This is a genomic window from Lysinibacillus sp. NPDC098008, from assembly GCF_044760715.1.
Classification (GTDB): domain Bacteria; phylum Bacillota; class Bacilli; order Bacillales_A; family Planococcaceae; genus Lysinibacillus.
The window spans coordinates 1-20,447 of record NZ_JBIWBA010000024.1 but is presented as its reverse complement, the minus strand read 5'-3'; the positions used below and the strand labels follow the sequence as shown (position 1 = coordinate 20,447).

Sequence of the window (20,447 nt, the reverse complement as noted above, 5' to 3'; positions counted from 1 at the left end):
TTTGTTCTTTCTAATTCTTCGGTTAGAAACATTGACCTATAAAGTACGTGTATTCTTCCCTTCAATTAATTGAAAATGAATATTGCTCGATGCTCCTCCGTCAATGTGTTTAGGAACATCTGATAAATCGAGTAATTCCTTCAAATGAATAGACTTTTTACGATTTGCCTCTATTGTAATACGATATGGGCCAGCTAAATTCATTAGTGACTCCATCCGTACCCCATCTTCCATATAAAAATAGGAATCCAGAAATTCCAATTCAAATGATACGTCTTTACCGCTCCGATTATGTAACACAAAATCACATTCCCCATTCAATAAGTCTTCGCCTACAGTATCAAAATTGCAATTGCCATTCCCATCGTATGAGATAGCTTTAATGCCACTTGCTAACGTTTCTTGGTACATTGCGATTAAAAGATTTGGCAAAATTGCATATATGATTACAGCTATTATAATTGTCCGAAAGCGATATTTCTTCATACCATAGAAAATTAAAATCATGGCGATTATAAACAAAATCGATCCAATAATACCAATGGGAATAAATCCATCTTGATTGCGAATTGGAAACGACATAAATGTGGAACGTGCTTCTAACATTACGTTATTAGGAAACGGAAAATATAAATACATACATATACCTAAAATCACAACTGAACTAATGAGTGCCACTTTACTTCTTATCTTCATATTCCTCCTCCCTATTAAACTATAAATTATCTAACGCTATCACTTCCCCATTTGATGCATTCACCCCATACTTGCAATCTAATTTCCCGCATAAAACGTATTGTTTTTGTTTAAATTCATACACATAGTAAGATTTTAACTCAAACAAGTTTTTCAGTTTTTCATATGCTTCTTCTTTTGTAATTGTTACTTTATCAGGTTCTTGAAAGTCGTCAAAAGTTTCCAACATCGGTTTACTATCCATATAATTTACAACTTGAAAACTTTTTGGATCTATGAAGACCTTTATTTTCCGCTGAAATACACGGACATCCTGAATATTCGCTTTCAATGTAGCGTGAATATACCCTTTATCACGATAACAGTGTTTTAATACCCAATTCCCTGATTCACTTGGATATTCCTGCCGTAAAAGATTTTTAACTGCTATCATACATTTCTCTTGTTCTATCTCTGTAATGGGGAATGAATCAGGAGATGGCTCACATGAAAATGCTTGTTCTGCTGTAAGATCTTCAATCCATTTGATTTCTTTCCGTTCAAACGGTTGATTCATTGGTTCATCCCAATAAATTGTTTGATCGATTTTCAAAAAATAATTTTCATCTGCAAAAACCTCATACGGAATCGTTGTTGCCCCATCATTTGTAACAAAAATCTCTTCCAATGCATATATAGGGTATAATTTTTTCTGTTCATAGGAAGGATATTCGATCAACTTCAATTGTTCCTTTCCCAAATCTTCTAATCGATCAAGAGAAAGAGCATATTTTTCTACCTTAATTAGCTCTTTTGAAGGAAATTGACCATGCATTGAAAACATAGTGAGCTTCCTTTCTTCGTTAAACTCGATGTCAATATATCCAGGTGGTGAAACGGCAATACCATCAAAACACGACATAAAGTAAAGTTCCCCTTCATCTTCTCGTATCAATTGGAATTGTTCCCCATATGTTAATGCTGTTTCGCTCTCAATCCATTTTATAACGGCTTCCTTATTAAGATTGCTAAATGTAATCCCATCTTCTGCATAAGGCTTACCTATTGTAAAAATACGTTCAAATTTAAGACTTTTCAAGTTGATTTCAAAACTTACTGTCCCCTCTGGATTTAATCCATCATCCTCTTGTACAGCATCATTAGGGAACCACTCCATGGACAATGTATAAATTGTCTCATTGAAGATATCTACACTCCGATAAAACTGATGTTCATGTAAATAATAGTGACTTAGTCCGAACTTTTTCTGCGTAAACTCAACTAATTCTTGTATTCTTAAATCCATTCGCTATGACCTCACTTGCAACTTATTTTGAAACATTCAGATATCTGTATCAATAACTACAGCTTTACTATACTTTTGGGAAAATTAGAAAGTTCTTATACTAAATAGTTTAATTATATGGTCTAACAACGTCTCCTTGGATTGGTTCAGATTCGCCTTCAAATTGGATACGAACAGATTTACCAGTATAATAATCAGAAGAATCCATTACTTGAAAGTGCAAATGAGGCTCTGAGGAATTTCCAGAGTTTCCGCATAAACCGATGACTTGTCCCTTTTGTACCCTTTCTCCAACCCTTATAAGAATTGAATTTTTCTTTAAATGTGCAAGCATACTAAATTCATTATTTGGATGTTTAATCACAACACAATTTCCTTCTGGCTGACTTTCATCCATATCACCTGGCACATTGTCCTTCACACCTTCTACAACTTTTACAACCTCACCATCCGCAGGAGCAACTATTTCTTTATTAAAAGCATAATAGTTTTCATTTTTAGTAGGTGCATCACGATAAGATTGACCATCTTTCATAATGACCAAATCATATGCATATCTCTGGGACTCATAAACATAGTGATAATTAATAAATTGATTGGTTCCTCCCCAAAAAACAAACCATTCTTCTTTTATTGGCATGATATAAGTATTCTCAGTGTATCGGTTATCACTTTCTGGATAAGAAACAAATGGGGCAAGAAGCAGACTTTGAATGATGTAATCTCCATCAAATGCTACACTAATTGCCTTTTCCCTCTCATTGTCTAACCATAAAAATTGCTCAATATGTTTACTTAAACGGTTACTCATTTCTAAGTTATACTGCTTAACTTCAAGATTAAAAGACTCTCCTAACTCTATCAATTGCCCCAATGTGACCATTTGTTTAAATTCCTCAGAAGTTTGTTGATATATAGTGGAAAACTCCCCATTTAAAAAACTTTTTCCAAATTCGTCAGGAGTAATCCTTTTTTCTTTTCCCTCTTTCATAAATATCACCTCATATTTTATTGTCCTCACTCTATCTAAAACCGCTTTTCCTGTTTGCATAAGATTTCGCACTGGTAGATGGTATGAACTTTATATGATATCTACCGCCAATTTCTTGTTTTACCCCTTTTGTTAATGAAACTCCTATTTGATTAAATTCATCTTCCAGTTCCATTCCATTAGGGAGCAATATATCTTTGTTCCAATCAATCCATTCTCCATACTTTGTTGCCCAAGACAATAATTCCTCTGTTAATCTTTCTGAGATCGGAACTTCTTCTAAGTCGAGATTGCAACCGCACCTACTACACCAAATTGGATCGGCTCCAACATCCCCTTCTATTTTTAATTCATTTGTTTCTCCACTATCACAACAACAGTTCAAACAATTCACCTCTATTCATTTATAAATATGATGATTTAGGGAATTACCTAAGTTTTTTAACAAGCACATGTGGATGATAAATATTTACTCCTTCTTCGTCAAAAACGACTCCTTGATCCATGTTTTTCCCTGTATAGGGAAGTTTTAATTTATGAAATTGATCCTCTTCATCTTCTTCCACTAAAAGAACATAGGCTTCATAACCTTCTCCATCTGTCGGGGATACATTTGCTATTGCTTGCTTTGATTTCAGGGCCTGATCTATGGCGTTTCTAAGCTCTAATAACCCTTCTTTATTACCAACTATATATGCTTCCGAATGCCAAGAATCTTGTGCATACAAATGTAATATATTCGTACCTTTTAGTTCCCAACTCATAATCATTTACCTCCATTTTTTCCTATTGTTCCGTAAGTATTAATTCCCTGAGTTGATTCGTAGCCTTTGACGATGTTAGATACGTTTCCCCTTCTCCTACCATGTACATAAGGGTACTTTTTTCATCTTCCTCTCCCAACCATAAGTGAATGGCATGCGTAGGTAATCCGCCCTCATATTCAACCATTACATTATAATCAGGGTTTGTTTCATTGATATTTGATTGTTGTTTAACGGCGGTTCTTATCGCTTTTTCAAACACTTTAATTGCTTGTTCGTCTTTGAATGAAAAAATAATGTCTTGATTCATGTCACCAATTCCACCTGATTTAGATACGTTGACTTCTCTAACCTTTTCATCTAAAAGCACCATCGTATTTTCTTGGCTATTTTGACAACCAACAATTAAGGATAAACCTACAAGCAATAGCAAAGAATATAAAATTCTCATTGTTATCTCTCCTAAAAATCTGTTTCACTACTTATCTACGAATCACCGATTATATCGGTCTCACTTTATTTTGGCAGTTAGCAAAAAAAGCGTCTCCACTCATAGTAGAAACGCTATCTTGCATAATACAGATTAAATTTACTTATGTGATCTTTTGGATAATTCCATTTGTGATTTTTTGCAATATATGGTTCAAAGTGAATACAGCAAGCCACAATACTATCATTACTACCGCAAAGCGAATAATTAATATCAGGAATCCATTTTGAAAAGGTTCCGTCAAAAATGAACCACCGTAATGGATACAAATACCTGCAACAATTGTAGTCATGATATAGGAGATTAAAACGCCTATTTTCTGCATTTTGTTAAATTTTTCGAGGGCTTCACTGTGTTTGGATAGAAAATAGATGGCTACTGCAACAAAAGCAATTATTGAAAATATGTCGTTCATTGGAATCCCCTCCTGTCTGTTTCAGTTTATCAAGCATTGGTAATATCTTCAATTCCTTTATCAACTTCTTCCTCATATGTAGCTAATCTTGCTTCTATGAACTCATTATGATTCTCTTCATTTTTTATTCCCGCTTTTCTTAACACCTTCCACAGCACTAATTCGTCACCATTCCTCCTCATTTGTTCAATTGTGTAAGCAATCCTTCTTTGCTGAAAAAGTTCAATTGTTTCGACCTTTCCATTTAAAAATCCTTTTGTTTTTGGTAATTTATCTAATTTCTTTTCTAATAATGCACGTTTCCCTATCAAATACCCAACTTTACTAATCGTAATTCGAACGGGTTTATTTTCTGGATTCAGAAGATCCCCAACAACTTTAGTTACTTGTTCCAACACCTCTTCATCCCGTTTTTTCCAGTCAATTCTTGTAGTTGATGTTCTTTTAAGGGGATTGGGACTATTTGCTTTCAACCATTCCTTGTCATTTCTGTAAAGCCTCATATAAAGAGCTTTTTCAACTTTCCTTAGTTGTTTAATAGTTTTTTGTGGATGCTTCCTTTGCAATGATAACCAAATTTGGCGATCTTCCTTTAGAGGATTAATTTTTTGTTCAATGTTCAACTTACCGTTTTTATCAACATTTAGGAATCGCTTTATTGTATTTGGATCTGCCCCCAGTTTTCGAGATAGCTCTCTCAATCCAAAACCCCTCTGCGAAAACTCTTGTAACTTTGATTCCCATAATGATCCATAAGATTTAACTCTTGTTCTTCGGAATTTATCATCTTCATTTTGATCAGGCCCTCTCCTCGTATAAATAAATCCACACTTCGGGCATTCGAATGTTTAAACTGTACCCTATAAGATAGACACTTTGAAAAAAGTCTATCCTATAGGGTACTTTTGTTTATAATGAGAAAAAAGATGTCGGAGCGGAATAAATGACGAAAAGATTATTTACTAAAAAAGAGCAAGAACAACTAAACTGTAATCCTAATGTCCAGGCTATTAGTGATAAAGCGATTACTTATACCGAGGAATTTAAACGCCATTTTATTGCAGAAAATGAAAAAGGGAAACTTCCAAGAACGATTTTTGAAGAGGCTGGTTTAGATGTTGAACTGATTGGTTTGAAGCGCATTAGTTCAGCGGGAAAGCGTTGGCGTGCAGCTTATCGTACAACTGGAGTAGCTGGTCTACAAGATACGCGTAAAACGAATTCAGGTCGTCCATCAGAACGGGAATTAAGTTTAGAAGAAAAAATTGCACGATTAGAAGCGAAAAATCAATTATTACAAGCGGAGAATGAACTTTTAAAAAAGCTCGATTTACTCGAAAGGCAGATGTTAAAGAAGAAATAACAATCGCAACGGAACTAAAGTTTGAATTAATCAGTAAAACGATTCAAAAATATAAATTAAAACGTTTAGTAAGCTATCTATGTGGAATCATGGGCGTATCACGTTCAGGTTACTATCATTATTTCACAGAGAAATCAATGCAAAAACGTGCAGCAGATGAATTAGCAGATGAAGCAACCAAAGAAATCATCTTAAAAGCGTATCATTTCCGAGGACGTAGAAAAGGTGCACGTCAGATTAAAATGACGTTAGAAAATCAATATGGAATTACATATAACTTAAAACGTATTCGCCGCATTATGAAGAAATTTGAGATGATATGCCCAATTCGAAAAGCGAATCCGGCACGTAGAATGGCCAAAGCAACAAAAGAACATCGTACATGTCCAAATGAATTACAGCGTAACTTTAAACAAGGTGTAGCAGGAAAAGTATTATTAACAGATATCACGTATTTGACGTATGGAAACGGCAAACGTGCTTATTTATCAACGATTAAGGACGCTGAAACAAACGAAATTTTAGCGTATGAAGTATCTGCTTCTTTAAGTATGGATATTGCGCTCAATACTCTTCGTAAATTGAAGCGAAATCACCACCATTTAACGAAAGATGTATTTATTCATTCAGATCAAGGATTCCATTATACGAATCCAAACTTCCAGAAACTTGTGAAGGAAATGGGACTAGGGCAATCGATGTCACGTCGAGGAAACTGTTGGGATAACGCCCCTCAAGAATCATTCTTCGGTCATTTTAAAGATGAAACCAATCTGAAAGCGTGCGAAACATTAGAAGAAGTAAAACGAGAAGTGAAAAGTTATATGATGTATTACAACCATTATCGAGGGCAATGGAACTTGAAAAAGCTGCCGCCTGCAAAATACAGACAACAGCTTCAAAAGGTAGCCTAGCTTTTTTTCAAAATGTCCTTTACAAAGGGTACACTTTATAGTTCCGATGGGCTTTTTTGTTTTCTCGCATAGAGTAATAGATACGTTTTCAATTATTGAAACATTAAAGTAATCACAAACAATATTCTGACATATATAGTTTGGTTGACCAAATGGCTTATTCAATTCATTGTTAAAAACTTCTTCTACTGTAATGTGTAAAGCTGACATTACTAAAAGATGTCTTAAAGGATGAAATGATTTGCGGTTCTTTTGAACGATAAGCGAAAGCCAATCCTGTTCTCCTTTTATTGGAGAACGAAACAGTTGCAGTGTTTCTTCACTATAAATAGTCAGAAAATAATCTCTCCATGCTTTTTGTTTAACACGACCAGTGTAATAAGCCAAATTCAATTCCGCTAACTTATTACTATATTTTTGATCAAACCAATTTAACGGATGATGTTGAAATGGCTGATTCATAAGTTGTAATATACCTTCCTTCAACTTTTTACAATGCTCTATGTATTCCGATATTGTTTTCTCGGCAACTCCATCAAGAACATTCTTTTTTGCAGAACAATTCTCTACTGTAGGAACCGCAAATCGATGTTTATTCGATCCCACCACTTTAATGCTACTGTCATAAAGAGGAGTAAAGTGCTTTAAACAACAGTTTACGCCACTTAACTGATGGCTCCGATGCCAATACAATTCGCCATAAGTCTCCATATCTTCTTTATTACATTCGTTGCAATAACGGAGAAATTCGTTTTGTGGTACTCCACTTGCATTCAAACCTGATTGAACGTAAATTCCTTTACCATCATCGCTACACATAGCTTGATATATACTATCTGCCTGATCATATAGAAATGCTGTATGAAATAAATATAAAGTATGCTGATGAATTAGCTGTTCCTCATTCATTTTTGAATATGGAGGTAGATTTTTAATCAGTGAATCAATACCCGAAGGCAAAGAAATCGAAGCGGTTAGACTTCGATTAGAAAAAAGATCATCCAGAGTGCCTTTATAACTGATATTCCCACTTCTTACAAAGTATCTTGAACATAATGAAAATAAAAGTTCATCTGGATATGGAGTTGGGAAGAAAAGCATTATGTTAAACAACCTCCTTAATTTCCTTGATAAATCCAGATGCTTTTAAAGAAGCATAAGCAGTCAGTTCCTTCTCCTTACCTTCTTTTACTATTGTTCTTAGGTCATTTGCTGAATTTTCCTTTGTTACTTTAGTACCTTCATTCTCTACAATTATTTGTACCGAATACTGATATGCACTTTTCACTAACTCTTGTATCTCTGTAAAAGTTTGCGTTTTGTAAACTTCATTAATTGCTTTTTTGGCATTTTCCTTTGACAGTCCAAGCAAGTTAAGCCGAAACAATGCTTCCTCTTTAAGTTTTGTACTATCAATTGACTTTTGTTTATTTTTCATCGCTTTGATAAAGTCATTTTTCTCTAAGTCAATCCGTTCTCTCTCAACCGCTTCTTGAAAAGGAAAGTAAATATCTTCGTACCGAGCAATTTTACTCATATCACCTGACTTTAGAGCTTGTAACATAGGTTGAACGAGTTTTAAGTGATCCCTTGCTACCTGTCTAATAAGGGGAACAGTAAGAGTTTCACTACCTGTGGAGATAGCTCTTATTTGTGATAAAGAGAAGAGTTTTAAGCAGATATCGATAATTCCCTGGCTCTCTTCATATAGCACATTGGCAATTTCATCAGTTAATTCCACAGGGTTTCTAACCCATTGATATTCCCACATGGACTCCAAAAACAATCTCCAATAAGCATCGTTTTCCATTCTATCCATAATTAAATCACCTTGGCCGCTTCCTCTACGTGCCTGTCGAAACTCTCTTTGTAGAACATTCATAGCAGACGGTGTTCCAATTAAAATCAATGGTATCCCTATTATGTTGCTAAGGGTTGTAAAGAAGTTGAGCATCAGCTTAGAACCCGTACCTTTTAAGCTCAAATGCTGAATTTCATCTATACATAAAATTCCACAAGAGATACTATTACAAATTTGTGTCATAATAGGCATTAATGTATTAACGGATAACTTATTAGAACGACCAAACTTTTCAAAATAATTTGTTCCCAAAATTCCATCAACCGTTATGAAAAACTGATTAACCAATCCTTTTACCGATCCATCATGGGGACATTCCAGACGGAGCCAAACTAATTGTGTAAAAGGAAAATCCTTCCCTTGGTAATTAGAATGAGTGATAACTTGTGGGAGTTGGTCAAGTAATTTCGCTATAGCGGTACTTTTGCCTGTTCCACTTGGCCCAATTATTGTAAAGCCTTTTGGAATAGAGCGATTAAACCAATCCTGATCAATTGTATTCTTTATATGTTCATGCCCTTGAATCAAGGATGTAGCGTAGGAAGGACTAAATGGATTTCTTGCTAAATAACCTTGCCTCAATATCCTTGACAATCTTGACTCCAAATCAAGGTGATAGGGAAGAACCTGAAAAAGTGAGAATAGTCGTTGAATAATATGAAAACGATAATGGCTATCCAACTGTCTTTCATTTTCATCGAAAGAAGGATAATAACTTAGTTTTTCAACCACTTCTTGCTTTGAGAATATAGGCGGGAGTGCTTCAATCAAAGGATTGCCTTTATATTCCTTGACCACTTGTTCGTGGTAATAAGCATGAGTAAATTGATTATTCTTCACGTTTAGCCATTCCCTTCTTTTGCATATTTTTTAGTAAAAGTAAATCATCATTAGACATTCCACTCATTGGAATTACAACTGCTCCTGTTCCTCCCGCTTTCTTTTTAGGATTCTGAAACTCTTGCTTTTCCTGCTGATATAGTTTTTCTTGCTCCACTTTGCGATGTTCCTTGATGTCTTTTATTCTTTTATTGTTGCTCTCCTTTACTCCCTCCGCCTTTGCCTCCTTATCAGCATTTTTCACAATCTTTTCTACCGCTTCTATAAGGTCTACTTTGGCTTTTAATTCATGTTGCCTATATCCCTGCTCTATGCATAAAGTATAGCGGTCTTGCTTTCGTATCATTTAGAGCTTCACCATAGGTTTCATCTAATTGTTGAACACTCTGTTCATCGCTTATATCTCCTCTATAAGACTTTATTTTCTCAATTACTTCATCCACTTTAGAACGATCTGTCATCTTAACTAAAAACCTACGAAATTCATCTTCACTGAGATAGTTTTCACACTCACGTATTATTTTATAAAAGAGGGCGTGAGGTCATGTGGGAGAAGGGATTGAGGAGATGGGGGAGCTTTGCAAGGGAGAGTTCCAAAGGCACATAGTAGACGATAAGGATTAAGGGGAATAGAAATTAAGAGGAATTAACGTTGACAATAGGCAATAATAACATTATAATATGAATTAAATTTAATATATTGTCTGCAAGTTCATATTTTATTTTTTATTTACTAATTTTTTATTTACTTTTTATTTGACTTTTATACAGCCGTATAAGGCTGATTTACTTAGATTTACATTTTTTTGCAGATTATTTCTTCTACTTTTTGCTGTGGGATAAGTATGTCCTCAGACATTTGTAGAATATGGAATAATTCTGTGATTAATCATGTGAAACTAAGTAAATCAGTCTTTTTTGTTTTTCCAAAAATTGTAACGGATAAGTAAAAATACAGCTATGAATGAGTTGGAGGAAAATAGAATGAAAAATTTTAGAACAAGTAAGTATTCAGGTGTTATTCAGGTTCGTGAAGAAAGAAATCCCATTGAGCCATATGTACATCAAAAGGAAGCATTACAAGCATTAGACAAAAAGTTATTAAATAATGAGGCGGTAAGATTTGCAGGGCTTGTCGTGTTACCCACTGGCGGAGGAAAAACACAAACGTCTGTCCAATGGGTGCTTAGAAATGTTATAAATCAAGGTAAAAAGGTGCTTTGGATTGCTCACAGACAGGAGCTTTTGGAACAAGCCTTATCATCTGTTAAAAAGAATGCTATTTCAATATTAATTAATAATAAAAAGCAATTTAATTACAGAATCATATCGGGCAAACATGACAAATGTAGAAATATTAGTAGAGAAGACGATTTTTTAATTGCAAGTAAAGATAGTTTATACAGAGGTAGTGATCATTTAGAGCAAAATTGGTTGAAATATCATGATGATGTTTTCCTTGTAATCGATGAAGCTCACCACGCTACAGCAAAGACTTACAGAAAGATAATTGAGGTAATAGATAAAAGAGCGGAAAGATTTAGAATATTAGGCTTAACGGCGACACCGTTCAGAACTGTTGAAGAGGAAAAGGGATTATTGAAAAAGATATTTAAGGATGACATTATCTACCAAGTTGCATTAAGAACACTTATTAGCAGAGGAATCCTGGCAAAGCCTATTTTTAAAGAATTGAAAACTTATATTAGCATGAGAGCAGAATTGAGCGAAAAAGATATAAAAGCTATTGAAGCATTTGATAGTATCCCCAAAGAAATTGCCGAGCATATTGCTGAAAATAAGATAAGAAACAATAGGATTGTTCAAGCGTATGTGGATAACAAAGATGAATACGGAAAATTGCTTGTGTTCGCTGTTAATAAACTTCACGCAATTGAACTTAATAAATTGTTTAATGAAAGAGGGACTAAGTCTGAGTATGTAATTTCATCTGATACCGATATAGTAGACGATGAAGGTCTTTCCAAGACAAATAAGGAAACTATAGACCGATTTCGAAAGAATGAATTCGATGTGTTAATTAATGTAAATATCTTAACAGAAGGCACAGATATACCAAATATACAAACTGTTTTCTTAACACGACCAACCACTTCTGAAATACTAATGACACAGATGATAGGAAGAGGGTTGAGAGGTGTAGAAGCAGGAGGAACTGAGAAAGCATTCATCGTTAGTTTTGTTGATAGCTGGCAAGATAAGATTCCTTGGGTTAATCCGACAAAACTATACGAAGGTGAAGGGATTTGGAATGATTCTATCAACGTTAATTCAAAAAAAGTAACAAGACTAATCCCACTAAAGAAAATAGAAGAATTCATTAAAATTGCTGATGATTCAGTTGATACCACTGAATTAGAAAGAATGGATTTCATAAAAACTGTGCCAATAGGTTTCTATTCCTTCTCATTGCCAACATCTTCCGAAAACGGTGAGGAGATAGAAAAGAGTTGTGAAGTGCTTGTCTATGAGAATACACAGAAGGCATATCAAACATTAATGGAAACATTACCGAAATGGTTTGAATCAGGGGAATTAGAAAAATTGTTATCTTTAGAAGAGGATTTGGATTTGAGTGACCTAAGTATTGCACAAAAATTCTTTAATGAATTAGATATTATTACAGACTGTGTGATTGAAGATTTAAAGGATATTATAACATATTATTCATTAAATCTTACTGAACCACCATTCTTAGAATTTAAAGATAGAGATAAATATGATATTTCTGCGGTTGCTAAATATATTTATTCTAACGAATTGGGAGGAAGGAGGAAGAAAGAATATATTGATAAAGTTTGGGAAGAGGAAGATCATTTTAAAGAATATTTTGACTATAATAAACTGCCTTTCAGAAAATGTATTGATAATGAGATCTTAAAATTAGAGGAACCAGAGATTTATTTCTATACTCCAAAGGAAAAAGCAGTAAGTTAGTGGTTTCAATGCTTGAAGGGTAATACAAGGTACGGCATCCAAGCTATTGTCTCGTTTCTATTTCCATTATAAAAAAGACATAAGCAAAAGGTGAACTCCCTCAAAGACTGTGCGATTTCCCTTCAAGCACCCCATCACAAGGGAATGGGATAATAACGGTAGTGACTAAGCTGTTGGGTCATGTTGGAAAGTCGTAGTTATCATTAATGACTGTCCAATCCTTGTAATTTTGAATAATGCGGGAAAACAAATTCTCTGATATGATAAAAGTGGTTTCCTCTAAAGAGGAATCAGCACCATACGAAAAAATAAGTCACCTGAACTGACGCTAATCATTCATTCAAGGGTGACTTATTTTTGTTTATGATTGCAGAAATATTATTTGCTTTTTGCACCATGTCTTTATCCAATTTTATTTTTTGAATTAAAGGATTATCTTTGGAGTAAATTTCAACTATTGTGGTAACCCAATTGTTATTATCGACTTGCCGATCTCCAAAAACCCATAGACCCATTTTTTCTAATTCTTTAATTAGGTTAGAAAGATCGTTTTCTAAGTCAAATCTTTGTCCAATTTCAATCATATCCCAGATACCCAAAACATCAGCAACAATAGATAAGAATTCCTGAGCTTTATTGATTTGATCGTCTGTTGTACAATCGTGATAATCATATCCGAATTGATGTGCAGATGTGATAATTCGAACGAGTTCTCTTCCATATTCAATCCGTTTGAGAAATTTTATATCAGTAAATTTTTCTTTACTTTCTTCCTTAATCGTATCGTCATTATTAAACATACTTCCAATTTCCTCTAAATTTGTACCCAATGCTTCTAATACCAATAACAATGTTTCCTTTTCAGTGTTTTCTCCCGCTTCCAACCTACGGATTGTTCTTTCGCTAACGTTAGCGATTTCTGCTAATTTCGCTTGTGTCCATAACTTTAAATTTCTAAGTTCCTTGATTTTTTGACCAATGTGCATTTTTCCCATCTCCTTGATTTCTTAGTTGATTTAATTATATAGCCAATACTACAAGTGTTTAAGGTCAGTAGCAGGACAATAATCGGTCATCTTTAGGAAAACTATTATTTAGCCCTAAAAGTATTTTGTAAAAAATAATTTACCATCAATAATTTGCTTGAATTTGGGAAGAATAGAGGGCTTCTCTCTGCAAATGATAGTAGTAACCACATGAAAGGGGAGTATGTGATGGACATATGTATTGATTTAAACAAGAATGATTCTTTCGATTATACCTTGCGTAATTTACCAATAAATTCTGATTATGATACTAATTTATCGGATAAGTTACAAAAAACTACTATTATGTTTTATCAGCTATACGAAGTCACAAAGAATGAATTACAAAGCATTTTCACTTTTAGTGAAGCTAAATTTATTGTGTCGGTATTGTTGTTAAATAAGGAAGAAAAAGTCGAGAAGTATCAAACATTTATATGTTCTAAAATGCAAGTGTGTAATGCAAAATAAAAGTGCAGAGTATTGCAATACACTTGGCGTTGTAACTTTACATGGAGTGGCGGGCATGATAGCCTCGTTTAGGCAAAAGCCAGCCCTTGATATAGCTGGCTCCGAGGCTTTTTAATCATGCTCGCAGAGGCTCCGTGTCAAGTTGCAACACTCTGCATTTGCAATTGCACTACTGTGTATTTTTTCATTGCAAAACACAGCAAGACGCATGTAAAGAAAAAGATGCAGATATAGCATTTGATGTAGATATGGAAAAGTTACTTGGAAAAATCAACAATCTTACGGAGGGTCAAGCGTTTACATTAGCGACAATGGTGAACGAAATTCAAAGAGAGGTACTGCTGATATCCATTGAAGAACTTGCTGAAATGGTGAAAGATCTCTTTAAACCTGTGGAATAGGTACAATTATCATTGACTTAAAATGAATCGTAATTTACGATAAATTATATGATTACAAATTAAACGATATAGGATGATTTTGATGGCGATTTTATTGGATCGAATCAACAACTCCATACAAAAATTTTGCAACCGCTCATGAATGGGCGGTTTTTGTTTTTCCTAATACAGTTACAAGGATAACAGTATTGGATTGAATACCTGTGAGGTGATAAAGATGAAAGTTTTAATTAAGAAGTTTTTATCAAAGGATGCCGTAGAAAGTTTTGTAATAAACACCACTGGGAAAATAACTATGCTAATGATTGGGCTGATGATTGGATATTACCTAAAAAACTGGTTGTTTTAAGTTTTTTACAAATTCAAGTAAAGAAAAAGGTTTGGGGAGTATTTTGGAATTTCAAAGTAGTAAATATCTTATGAGAATAAAGGAGATGTGTTAAATGTTACTTTACCATGCATTACGCAAGACCTTCGATGACTTTGACGAGGTGTATGAATACCATTTTGATGATAGTAGCGGTACATATATTGAAACTGATAAGGAACTGCAAGTCAACCAGGTCGTATTTTTGAGAGATATAAATGATTATGCCATTATTATCACTGCTGTATGGGAACAAGACGGGAAACGATACTTCTCTCATAAAACTGCTGAGAATGTCGTTGTTCGAGCAAGAACACCAAGGAACAAGTGTTAATGGATAACAGTAGCAAAAAAGTTTAAAAGAAGGATGATGTGCGTGAGAATTGTAGCGTTTTATCCGACAAAAACGTTCAAGTTAATAATTGAATTTGAAAATAGCGATTATCGTCTCTTAGACATGCGAGAGTTCTTGCGAAACGAACAAGGGTTGATGAAAGAGTTAATCAACCATGTAGACGTATTTCTGGCGGCAATGTTAGACGAGGTTGCAGGAACGATTAAGTGGGTAAATGATGTTGACTTCGATCCTGAGATTTTATATAAACGCAGTATCCCCTTAGATAATATTACAAATAATGGTTCTGATGAGAAATTTGAAATATGTTTTGTTAAAAATATGGAAGATAAAAGTGAGTCAGAATCGAAATGAGAAGCTGACAGTATTGAATTGAAGTCAACTTGATATTTGTATAGCAGATGATAATAAAAGATAAATATACTGAAAATAAGTTGAAAATTGATAAAGAAAATCTTCCCGCATAAGTCAGGAAGATTTTTTATGTTCAAAGAAGAATATTAATATACCACGCCAAGATGTTCACTGGCACAACCATGGCATGTATTTTGATCGAAGCGGTGTTCGATTGCGACCCTTTCCCCACAAAATTGACATTTCCGATATTGTCTTTTTCTTGAATTGATTGTTTTCAATAGTAATTCAAGAATCTTTTCTTGCTGATCTTCTTTATTCAATGACTGTATGGATTCCCAAGTTAATGAGTGTTTTTTATATACTCCTGGAAATGGAGAAGGCATATACCCATCCCATCGTGTCGCTTCAAAGCCAAATTCCAACCCTTCATTTGTAGGTCGTATATAAACGTCTGGTTCATCCGCAAATTCTTTTAATTTAAAATAAACAGGACTATCCATGAATACTTTCTCTTTATTATTTATTGAACACTGTTCGCATAGTGAGATAATCCATTCGAGTGCCTTTGCTTTCAGCGGTTTCATATCATTCAATCCTTTTATTTATCATAGTGTTTAGTTTCATTATAGCATCTGCAAATTGTTACATTCCTATGGATAAATATTACTATTGGTGTCCAAGGGTTTTGAATGATTTTGTCGAATAACATTACAAAGAGCGATTGAACATGAGGATTATAGGAGTTGTTGTTTAAATGGCAAAGCATGGGGACAGTGGTTTAGGATATGAAATTGTTAAAGCCGTTATCAGTGGTGAAATAATCGAGCCAATTACATATGAAAAGATAAAACTCTTTTGCAAGAAGAATAACATCGATGCTACCGAAAGTCATATGCGTGTTATTCTTTCAAATGCAAGTGAAAATACGCATAGTCCGACTTATAAGAAATATTTTAAAAGGGTTGGTCGAGGGGAATATGAAGTTCTTCCAGAATATAAAAATGAAAGCAGATTCTATTGGCTAAATGTTGATTCATCGGGATACGACTGGACTTTTTCTGATATAAAGATAGGCAAAACCCAAACATATTCTAACTTTAACCCAAACGGGAACCAACGTAAGAATCCAAGGTGTTTTCAAGAGATTGATGTGGGGGATTTAGTCGTTGCCTATGAAACTGGCGATGTAAAGGCGATTACTACTGTTTGTAAAGTATCTGACAAGTACGAAGAGGATGATGAAATCTTTGTTGAGTTTAAAAAAATTAGGGATTACGAGAATGTTTTAGAATGGAGTATTTTAAGAGATTCTGAGCAATTAGAGAATTGCCAAGCAGTTCATTTTCATCGTGGGACATTATTTGAACTGGAAAAAGAGCATTATGAAATTATCATTCAAATGCTTGAAGAGAGAAACGCAACCATAGATACTGAGGAAGAACTTTATCTTGCTGTTAAACAAGCGATGAAGGATGACAAAATAGAGAGAAAGAGACGCTTAGAAAACAGGAATTCCATGTATCCAGAGGTATATGAAGTGGCAACAAAGGCTTATAAACGCAATCCTTATGTGATAGCAGAGGTGTTAATTAGAGCTAAAGGTGTTTGTGAAAAGTGTAATAAGAAAGCTCCGTTTAATCGAGCATCAGATGGAAGTCCTTACTTAGAAGTTCATCATATAAAAAGACTGGCAGACGGTGGAGAAGATACAGTTGAAAATGCAATGGCAGTCTGTCCCAATTGCCACCGAGAATTACACTTCGGCTGAGATAAACAATTATTTTAAAAATTAGAAAAGGTGGATTATAGATATGATTGGAATAGAGCTGTTCACAAGAATAAAGCTACTTGGTATTGAATCGGGCGTTATAGAGTTCCATTACGCTTCATCTGATTTTATACCCGTTATTCTCATTGAGTTTTATGATGAAGATACAGGTTTTGATTACCTTTTGGAGTCAATTATGTTGGGAGAGTTTTGTCCTACTAAAGAATCCTATGTTATAGGCGATATTAACTTAGATCGTATTAAAAATAGTGATGATGCAAAAATGGTGGAAAAGCTACTTGTTGAAAAAGGAAAAAACATGGAGGTTGAATTAGCATCTAAAGCAAAAAAATATGCCCAAGAAATTAGAGAACGATCAGGAATTCCTGTAGAAATCAATCCTCAGCTAAAGGGAAGTCCAGAAGTTGCTACTGAGTATGACCAGAACATGTGGCATGCAAGCCAAGTCCTGGGAGGCATATATGATGATTATTAATAGAATCTATCATTGGAGTTGGTGAATAATGAGTGTAATAGGCAAGAAATACATTCCCCTACATAATTATTTAAAGAAGTCGGCATTAGAGCATCTTGTATTGCCTTTCAGTGAGATTGAATGCATTTTAAATGCTCCATTACCCCAATCTGCATATAACTATCAAGCGTGGTGGGTAAACAGTGAAAAGGCTCATTCCCATGCTTTAACGTGGCTTGATGCGGGTTACTTGGTGAGAAGTGTTAAATTCGGTGATTATGTAGAGTTCGTTCGAAAAGGAAATATGGATGTTCCAATTCAAACGGGAGTCGAAAAAATTCAGATAGAAAACAGTAACAAATTATCTAAAGAAGAGCTAAACTATATCGAAAGTTTGTCTAATAAATTGGATGAAATTAGGGATTCTCTAACAGGCAATTTAACATCTGACTTTGCTAATAAAGGAGTAATTGAACAATTTGAGGCGATGAAAGGCTTTAGAAGAATGATAGGTAATATAGACAATGATTTGAGCTTTTTGGGTTGCTTGTTAATGAAAGAGTTTCTTATTCAAAGACATTCATGCTTTGGTTTAAATGTGGCGTTGAAGCCCCAAGGTTCACCAGGATTGGATGTTGATGAAACAACAACTGATGGGAAAAGGATAATTGGTGAATTGAAAACAACGTATCCTTACAAAGAAAATGATCTCGGTGCTAATCAAAAAGCAAATTTCATTAAGGACTTTGAGAAATTACAGCAAAATGATGCTGATTATAAATACTTCTTCCTAACAGAAACAAAGACATTCGACATTGTGCGGAGTAAATATAGCCATCATCTCAAAGGAATCCATCTTGTTTTATTGCCACAAGCCATTTCAGATTGTAATTTTGTTATTACTTATTCAAATAAATAGATGAATAGGTTGGTGAGGGTGTTTCTACCATATATCCAACCTTTTTTATAGTGTGTTAGCAACGCTTAGCCTTCAATGATTATTAACGGTTGATAGCTTTCAATTGCTAAATAAAACTGCAATTTTTTCATTATAATAGAATTACATAGATTATGAGGGGAGAAATTGTAAATGAAAATTGAAGTTGGAGAATCATTAATGTTATCTTGGCTACGCCATGTAAAAAAGTGTCAGTCTGTTCAACTGAATTGGAAGCCATCCGTTAATCACTGGGAATTGAGCAATGATGAAGAAATTGAGCAGATTTTGCAAACGGTCAATGCCTATTTTGAAGATAAGTATTCATTCAATATTTTTAAAAATAATAAGTCGTACATGCAACTATTGCAACAAGGTGAATTGGATGCTCTTGGTTTGCAGATAAAAAATGGCAACGTTCAGGAGATTTACGGTGTAGATGTAGCATTCCATGAAGCGGGCCTAAATTACGGTAGTAAAATTGAAACAATTGAAAGAATAATAAAGAAAGTTGTTCGAACTTCCATGCTTTTGTATGGATATTTCAATATGAAGAGCGGGACAATCATATTCGCATCACCAAAGATTAATAATGCTATATATGAGCCATTACAAATCTATGTAAAGGAATTAGAAGAACTTTTTAGGTCAATGGAGCTTGATTTCGAAATTGAGTTATTAGCAAATGAAAACTTTAAAAACCAAGTATTAGATCCAGTTCTTCAAACTTCTTCATCGGTAGCTGATACATCAGAACTATTTCTGAGGAGTATTCAAATGTACAATATGTTTTTGGATACTAATGTTATTTCTATGACTGAAAATAAAATACCGATTAGGAACCAAGCGACAGCAAATATTGCAGGAATAAAAGAAATTTCTATAGCTGATTTTGTCCGTAATACATTCAGTGATCTTGTGGATCAAAACAAATTGTCTAAAGATAATCTTTATCATTTATGTGATGCTCGATACAGTAAGGAAACTTTTTTGCTTCCTTACGCTATGTTAAAAAAAGTTGATGAGGCGAAATCCTTATCGTCTCAACGAAAAGATGAAAATGGGCGTGACCGTTATCTTGCTAAACCCTTGTATGTTGTCCATGGTGAGAGGTATTTTCTTTGTAACCATTGGGTTGAAAAAAGCAGACAACCTTACAAAGTTTGGTTTGAAAATTTGATTGAAAAATAACTTTTTACTGTTTATTATCGAATTTTTAGATAGTATAGCTATATTTTGTAGCTGAAAATGATTTGATTATTTGCCAATCAACTGATAATTAGCGATTAACTTTTAGATACAAAAGTGTTGAAAATGATCAGATATCTTATTCAGATATTATATTTACGAATAAACGTTCCTATGATATGATGCTTGAAAAGTAATGATTATATAGGGAGTAAATAACAATGACTATTTCTAAAAAGAAATGTTCAATTACATATAAAACGAGTAAGGCACTTTCCAATAAATAATTGGCAAGTGCCTTTTTTAATACAGTTACTCTGGCAACAAGAGAAATAGAATCTGAAAAAGAGGTGAGTTTTGTGTATAAAAATCAACAAACTTCCTGGTCGCTGTCGAAACACAGGATGCTGATGGAATGTGAATTAAAATGGGTGGATAGGCTACACTTAGTTGGACAGAATTTTTAAGGTCAAGTAGACTACAAATAACACATTTGAGGAGAATCTACATGACTAAAAGAGAACGC

21 protein-coding genes and 2 pseudogenes are annotated in these 20,447 nt (G+C 34.1%); 10 read left to right on the top strand and 13 right to left on the bottom strand.

The features are described from left to right. Positions 1-36: 36 nt before the first annotated feature. From ACIQVU_RS16910 to ACIQVU_RS16875, 8 genes and pseudogenes are all read right to left on the bottom strand, one after another. Positions 37-696, bottom strand: a complete 660-nt coding sequence (locus tag ACIQVU_RS16910) for a hypothetical protein (protein WP_340808182.1) — start codon at positions 694-696, stop codon at positions 37-39. Between the two features lie 19 nt (positions 697-715). Further along, on the bottom strand, positions 716-1,981 hold the full coding sequence (locus ACIQVU_RS16905; protein ID WP_340808183.1) for a hypothetical protein: 1,266 nt from the start codon (positions 1,979-1,981) through the stop codon (positions 716-718). A 109-nt stretch (positions 1,982-2,090) separates the two neighbouring features. Further along, on the bottom strand, positions 2,091-2,972 hold the full coding sequence (locus ACIQVU_RS16900) for a M23 family metallopeptidase (protein WP_340808184.1): 882 nt from the start codon (positions 2,970-2,972) through the stop codon (positions 2,091-2,093). Between the two features lie 31 nt (positions 2,973-3,003). Continuing rightward, complete coding sequence (locus tag ACIQVU_RS16895; protein ID WP_402896429.1) at positions 3,004-3,357, bottom strand: hypothetical protein; 354 nt, start codon at positions 3,355-3,357, stop codon at positions 3,004-3,006. A 43-nt stretch (positions 3,358-3,400) separates the two neighbouring features. Next, the gene (locus ACIQVU_RS16890) at positions 3,401-3,736 is read right to left on the bottom strand and encodes a hypothetical protein (RefSeq protein WP_340808186.1); all 336 of its coding nucleotides are present in this window, start codon (positions 3,734-3,736) and stop codon (positions 3,401-3,403) included. Between the two features lie 22 nt (positions 3,737-3,758). After that, entirely contained in the window at positions 3,759-4,187 is a 429-nt protein-coding gene (locus ACIQVU_RS16885) for a YhfM domain-containing protein (protein ID WP_340808187.1), read from the bottom strand. A 142-nt stretch (positions 4,188-4,329) separates the two neighbouring features. After that, positions 4,330-4,641, bottom strand: coding sequence for a hypothetical protein (locus ACIQVU_RS16880; protein WP_340808188.1), 312 nt, complete (start codon positions 4,639-4,641; stop codon positions 4,330-4,332). Between the two features lie 29 nt (positions 4,642-4,670). Then, positions 4,671-5,477, bottom strand: a pseudogene (locus tag ACIQVU_RS16875) (TnsD family Tn7-like transposition protein); the annotation flags it as partial. A gap of 107 nt (positions 5,478-5,584) precedes the next feature. Here ACIQVU_RS16875 and ACIQVU_RS16870 point away from each other — a divergent pair. Further along, a protein-coding gene (locus ACIQVU_RS16870) for an IS3 family transposase (RefSeq protein ID WP_402896426.1) occupies positions 5,585-6,918 on the top strand; the annotation gives its coding sequence in 2 pieces (ribosomal slippage) (positions 5,585-5,972 and positions 5,972-6,918; 1,335 coding nt in all). 33 nt (positions 6,919-6,951) lie between these two features. On the opposite strand, the pseudogene ACIQVU_RS16865 reads toward ACIQVU_RS16870, so the two are convergent. The 3 genes and pseudogenes from ACIQVU_RS16865 to ACIQVU_RS16855 form a co-directional block, all read right to left on the bottom strand. Further along, positions 6,952-8,019: pseudogene (locus ACIQVU_RS16865) on the bottom strand (TnsD family Tn7-like transposition protein); the annotation flags it as partial. Between the two features lie 4 nt (positions 8,020-8,023). After that, positions 8,024-9,619, bottom strand: coding sequence for an AAA family ATPase (locus ACIQVU_RS16860; RefSeq protein ID WP_340808191.1), 1,596 nt, complete (start codon positions 9,617-9,619; stop codon positions 8,024-8,026). Beyond that, positions 9,609-9,965 (bottom strand): hypothetical protein, encoded by a 357-nt coding sequence (locus tag ACIQVU_RS16855; RefSeq protein ID WP_340808192.1) that lies wholly within the window; start codon positions 9,963-9,965, stop codon positions 9,609-9,611. Before ACIQVU_RS16855 ends, ACIQVU_RS16860 begins: the two co-directional genes overlap by 11 nt. Positions 9,966-10,603: 638 nt before the next feature. Between ACIQVU_RS16855 and ACIQVU_RS16850 the strand changes: the two genes are divergently transcribed. After that, positions 10,604-12,577, top strand: coding sequence for a DEAD/DEAH box helicase (locus ACIQVU_RS16850; RefSeq protein WP_340808194.1), 1,974 nt, complete (start codon positions 10,604-10,606; stop codon positions 12,575-12,577). A gap of 332 nt (positions 12,578-12,909) precedes the next feature. On the opposite strand, the gene ACIQVU_RS16845 is transcribed toward ACIQVU_RS16850, so the two are convergent. Further along, positions 12,910-13,563: a helix-turn-helix transcriptional regulator gene (locus ACIQVU_RS16845; RefSeq protein ID WP_340808195.1), complete on the bottom strand. Its 654-nt coding sequence runs from the start codon at positions 13,561-13,563 to the stop codon at positions 12,910-12,912. A gap of 228 nt (positions 13,564-13,791) precedes the next feature. Between ACIQVU_RS16845 and ACIQVU_RS16840 the strand changes: the two genes are divergently transcribed. The 4 genes from ACIQVU_RS16840 to ACIQVU_RS16825 all read left to right on the top strand — a co-directional run bounded on the left by ACIQVU_RS16840 (position 13,792) and on the right by ACIQVU_RS16825 (position 15,550). Further along, positions 13,792-14,073, top strand: coding sequence for a hypothetical protein (locus ACIQVU_RS16840; protein ID WP_402896423.1), 282 nt, complete (start codon positions 13,792-13,794; stop codon positions 14,071-14,073). Positions 14,074-14,207: 134 nt separating this feature from the next. Further along, on the top strand, positions 14,208-14,474 hold the full coding sequence (locus ACIQVU_RS16835) for a hypothetical protein (protein WP_402896421.1): 267 nt from the start codon (positions 14,208-14,210) through the stop codon (positions 14,472-14,474). A 443-nt stretch (positions 14,475-14,917) separates the two neighbouring features. Further along, entirely contained in the window at positions 14,918-15,175 is a 258-nt protein-coding gene (locus tag ACIQVU_RS16830) for a hypothetical protein (protein ID WP_340808197.1), read from the top strand. Positions 15,176-15,217: 42 nt separating this feature from the next. Then, a complete protein-coding gene (locus ACIQVU_RS16825; protein ID WP_340808198.1) occupies positions 15,218-15,550 on the top strand; it encodes a DUF2442 domain-containing protein in 333 nt (110 codons plus the stop codon). Between the two features lie 146 nt (positions 15,551-15,696). Here the strand turns inward: ACIQVU_RS16825 and ACIQVU_RS16820 are convergent, their stop codons facing one another. After that, positions 15,697-16,137, bottom strand: a complete 441-nt coding sequence (locus tag ACIQVU_RS16820) for a hypothetical protein (protein ID WP_340808199.1) — start codon at positions 16,135-16,137, stop codon at positions 15,697-15,699. Between the two features lie 170 nt (positions 16,138-16,307). Between ACIQVU_RS16820 and ACIQVU_RS16815 the strand changes: the two genes are divergently transcribed. The 4 genes from ACIQVU_RS16815 (at position 16,308) to ACIQVU_RS16800 (ending at position 19,924) form a co-directional block, all read left to right on the top strand. Beyond that, positions 16,308-17,321 (top strand): HNH endonuclease, encoded by a 1,014-nt coding sequence (locus tag ACIQVU_RS16815; RefSeq protein WP_340808200.1) that lies wholly within the window; start codon positions 16,308-16,310, stop codon positions 17,319-17,321. A 43-nt stretch (positions 17,322-17,364) separates the two neighbouring features. Next, positions 17,365-17,817, top strand: a complete 453-nt coding sequence (locus ACIQVU_RS16810; RefSeq protein WP_340808201.1) for a hypothetical protein — start codon at positions 17,365-17,367, stop codon at positions 17,815-17,817. A 28-nt stretch (positions 17,818-17,845) separates the two neighbouring features. Next, the gene (locus ACIQVU_RS16805) at positions 17,846-18,715 is read left to right on the top strand and encodes a DUF7662 domain-containing protein (RefSeq protein ID WP_340808202.1); all 870 of its coding nucleotides are present in this window, start codon (positions 17,846-17,848) and stop codon (positions 18,713-18,715) included. A 171-nt stretch (positions 18,716-18,886) separates the two neighbouring features. Continuing rightward, positions 18,887-19,924, top strand: a complete 1,038-nt coding sequence (locus ACIQVU_RS16800; RefSeq protein WP_340808203.1) for a hypothetical protein — start codon at positions 18,887-18,889, stop codon at positions 19,922-19,924. Positions 19,925-20,447: the final 523 nt, after the last annotated feature.

What these genes read in the sequence shown, in the direction of transcription:
- ACIQVU_RS16890 (WP_340808186.1), bottom strand. Translation starts at nt 3,736, where the DNA reads ATGAGTTGGGAACTAAAAGGTACGAATATATTACATTTGTATGCACAA.
- ACIQVU_RS16815 (WP_340808200.1), top strand. Translation starts at nt 16,308, where the DNA reads ATGGCAAAGCATGGGGACAGTGGTTTAGGATATGAAATTGTTAAAGCC.
- ACIQVU_RS16885 (WP_340808187.1), bottom strand. Translation starts at nt 4,187, where the DNA reads ATGAGAATTTTATATTCTTTGCTATTGCTTGTAGGTTTATCCTTAATT.
- ACIQVU_RS16805 (WP_340808202.1), top strand. Translation starts at nt 17,846, where the DNA reads ATGAGTGTAATAGGCAAGAAATACATTCCCCTACATAATTATTTAAAG.
- ACIQVU_RS16845 (WP_340808195.1), bottom strand. Translation starts at nt 13,563, where the DNA reads ATGCACATTGGTCAAAAAATCAAGGAACTTAGAAATTTAAAGTTATGG.
- ACIQVU_RS16855 (WP_340808192.1), bottom strand. Translation starts at nt 9,965, where the DNA reads ATGATACGAAAGCAAGACCGCTATACTTTATGCATAGAGCAGGGATAT.
- ACIQVU_RS16820 (WP_340808199.1), bottom strand. Translation starts at nt 16,137, where the DNA reads ATGAAACCGCTGAAAGCAAAGGCACTCGAATGGATTATCTCACTATGC.
- ACIQVU_RS16850 (WP_340808194.1), top strand. Translation starts at nt 10,604, where the DNA reads ATGAAAAATTTTAGAACAAGTAAGTATTCAGGTGTTATTCAGGTTCGT.
- ACIQVU_RS16880 (WP_340808188.1), bottom strand. Translation starts at nt 4,641, where the DNA reads ATGAACGACATATTTTCAATAATTGCTTTTGTTGCAGTAGCCATCTAT.
- ACIQVU_RS16830 (WP_340808197.1), top strand. Translation starts at nt 14,918, where the DNA reads ATGTTACTTTACCATGCATTACGCAAGACCTTCGATGACTTTGACGAG.
- ACIQVU_RS16800 (WP_340808203.1), top strand. Translation starts at nt 18,887, where the DNA reads ATGAAAATTGAAGTTGGAGAATCATTAATGTTATCTTGGCTACGCCAT.
- ACIQVU_RS16840 (WP_402896423.1), top strand. Translation starts at nt 13,792, where the DNA reads ATGGACATATGTATTGATTTAAACAAGAATGATTCTTTCGATTATACC.
- ACIQVU_RS16900 (WP_340808184.1), bottom strand. Translation starts at nt 2,972, where the DNA reads ATGAAAGAGGGAAAAGAAAAAAGGATTACTCCTGACGAATTTGGAAAA.
- ACIQVU_RS16905 (WP_340808183.1), bottom strand. Translation starts at nt 1,981, where the DNA reads ATGGATTTAAGAATACAAGAATTAGTTGAGTTTACGCAGAAAAAGTTC.
- ACIQVU_RS16910 (WP_340808182.1), bottom strand. Translation starts at nt 696, where the DNA reads ATGAAGATAAGAAGTAAAGTGGCACTCATTAGTTCAGTTGTGATTTTA.
- ACIQVU_RS16810 (WP_340808201.1), top strand. Translation starts at nt 17,365, where the DNA reads ATGATTGGAATAGAGCTGTTCACAAGAATAAAGCTACTTGGTATTGAA.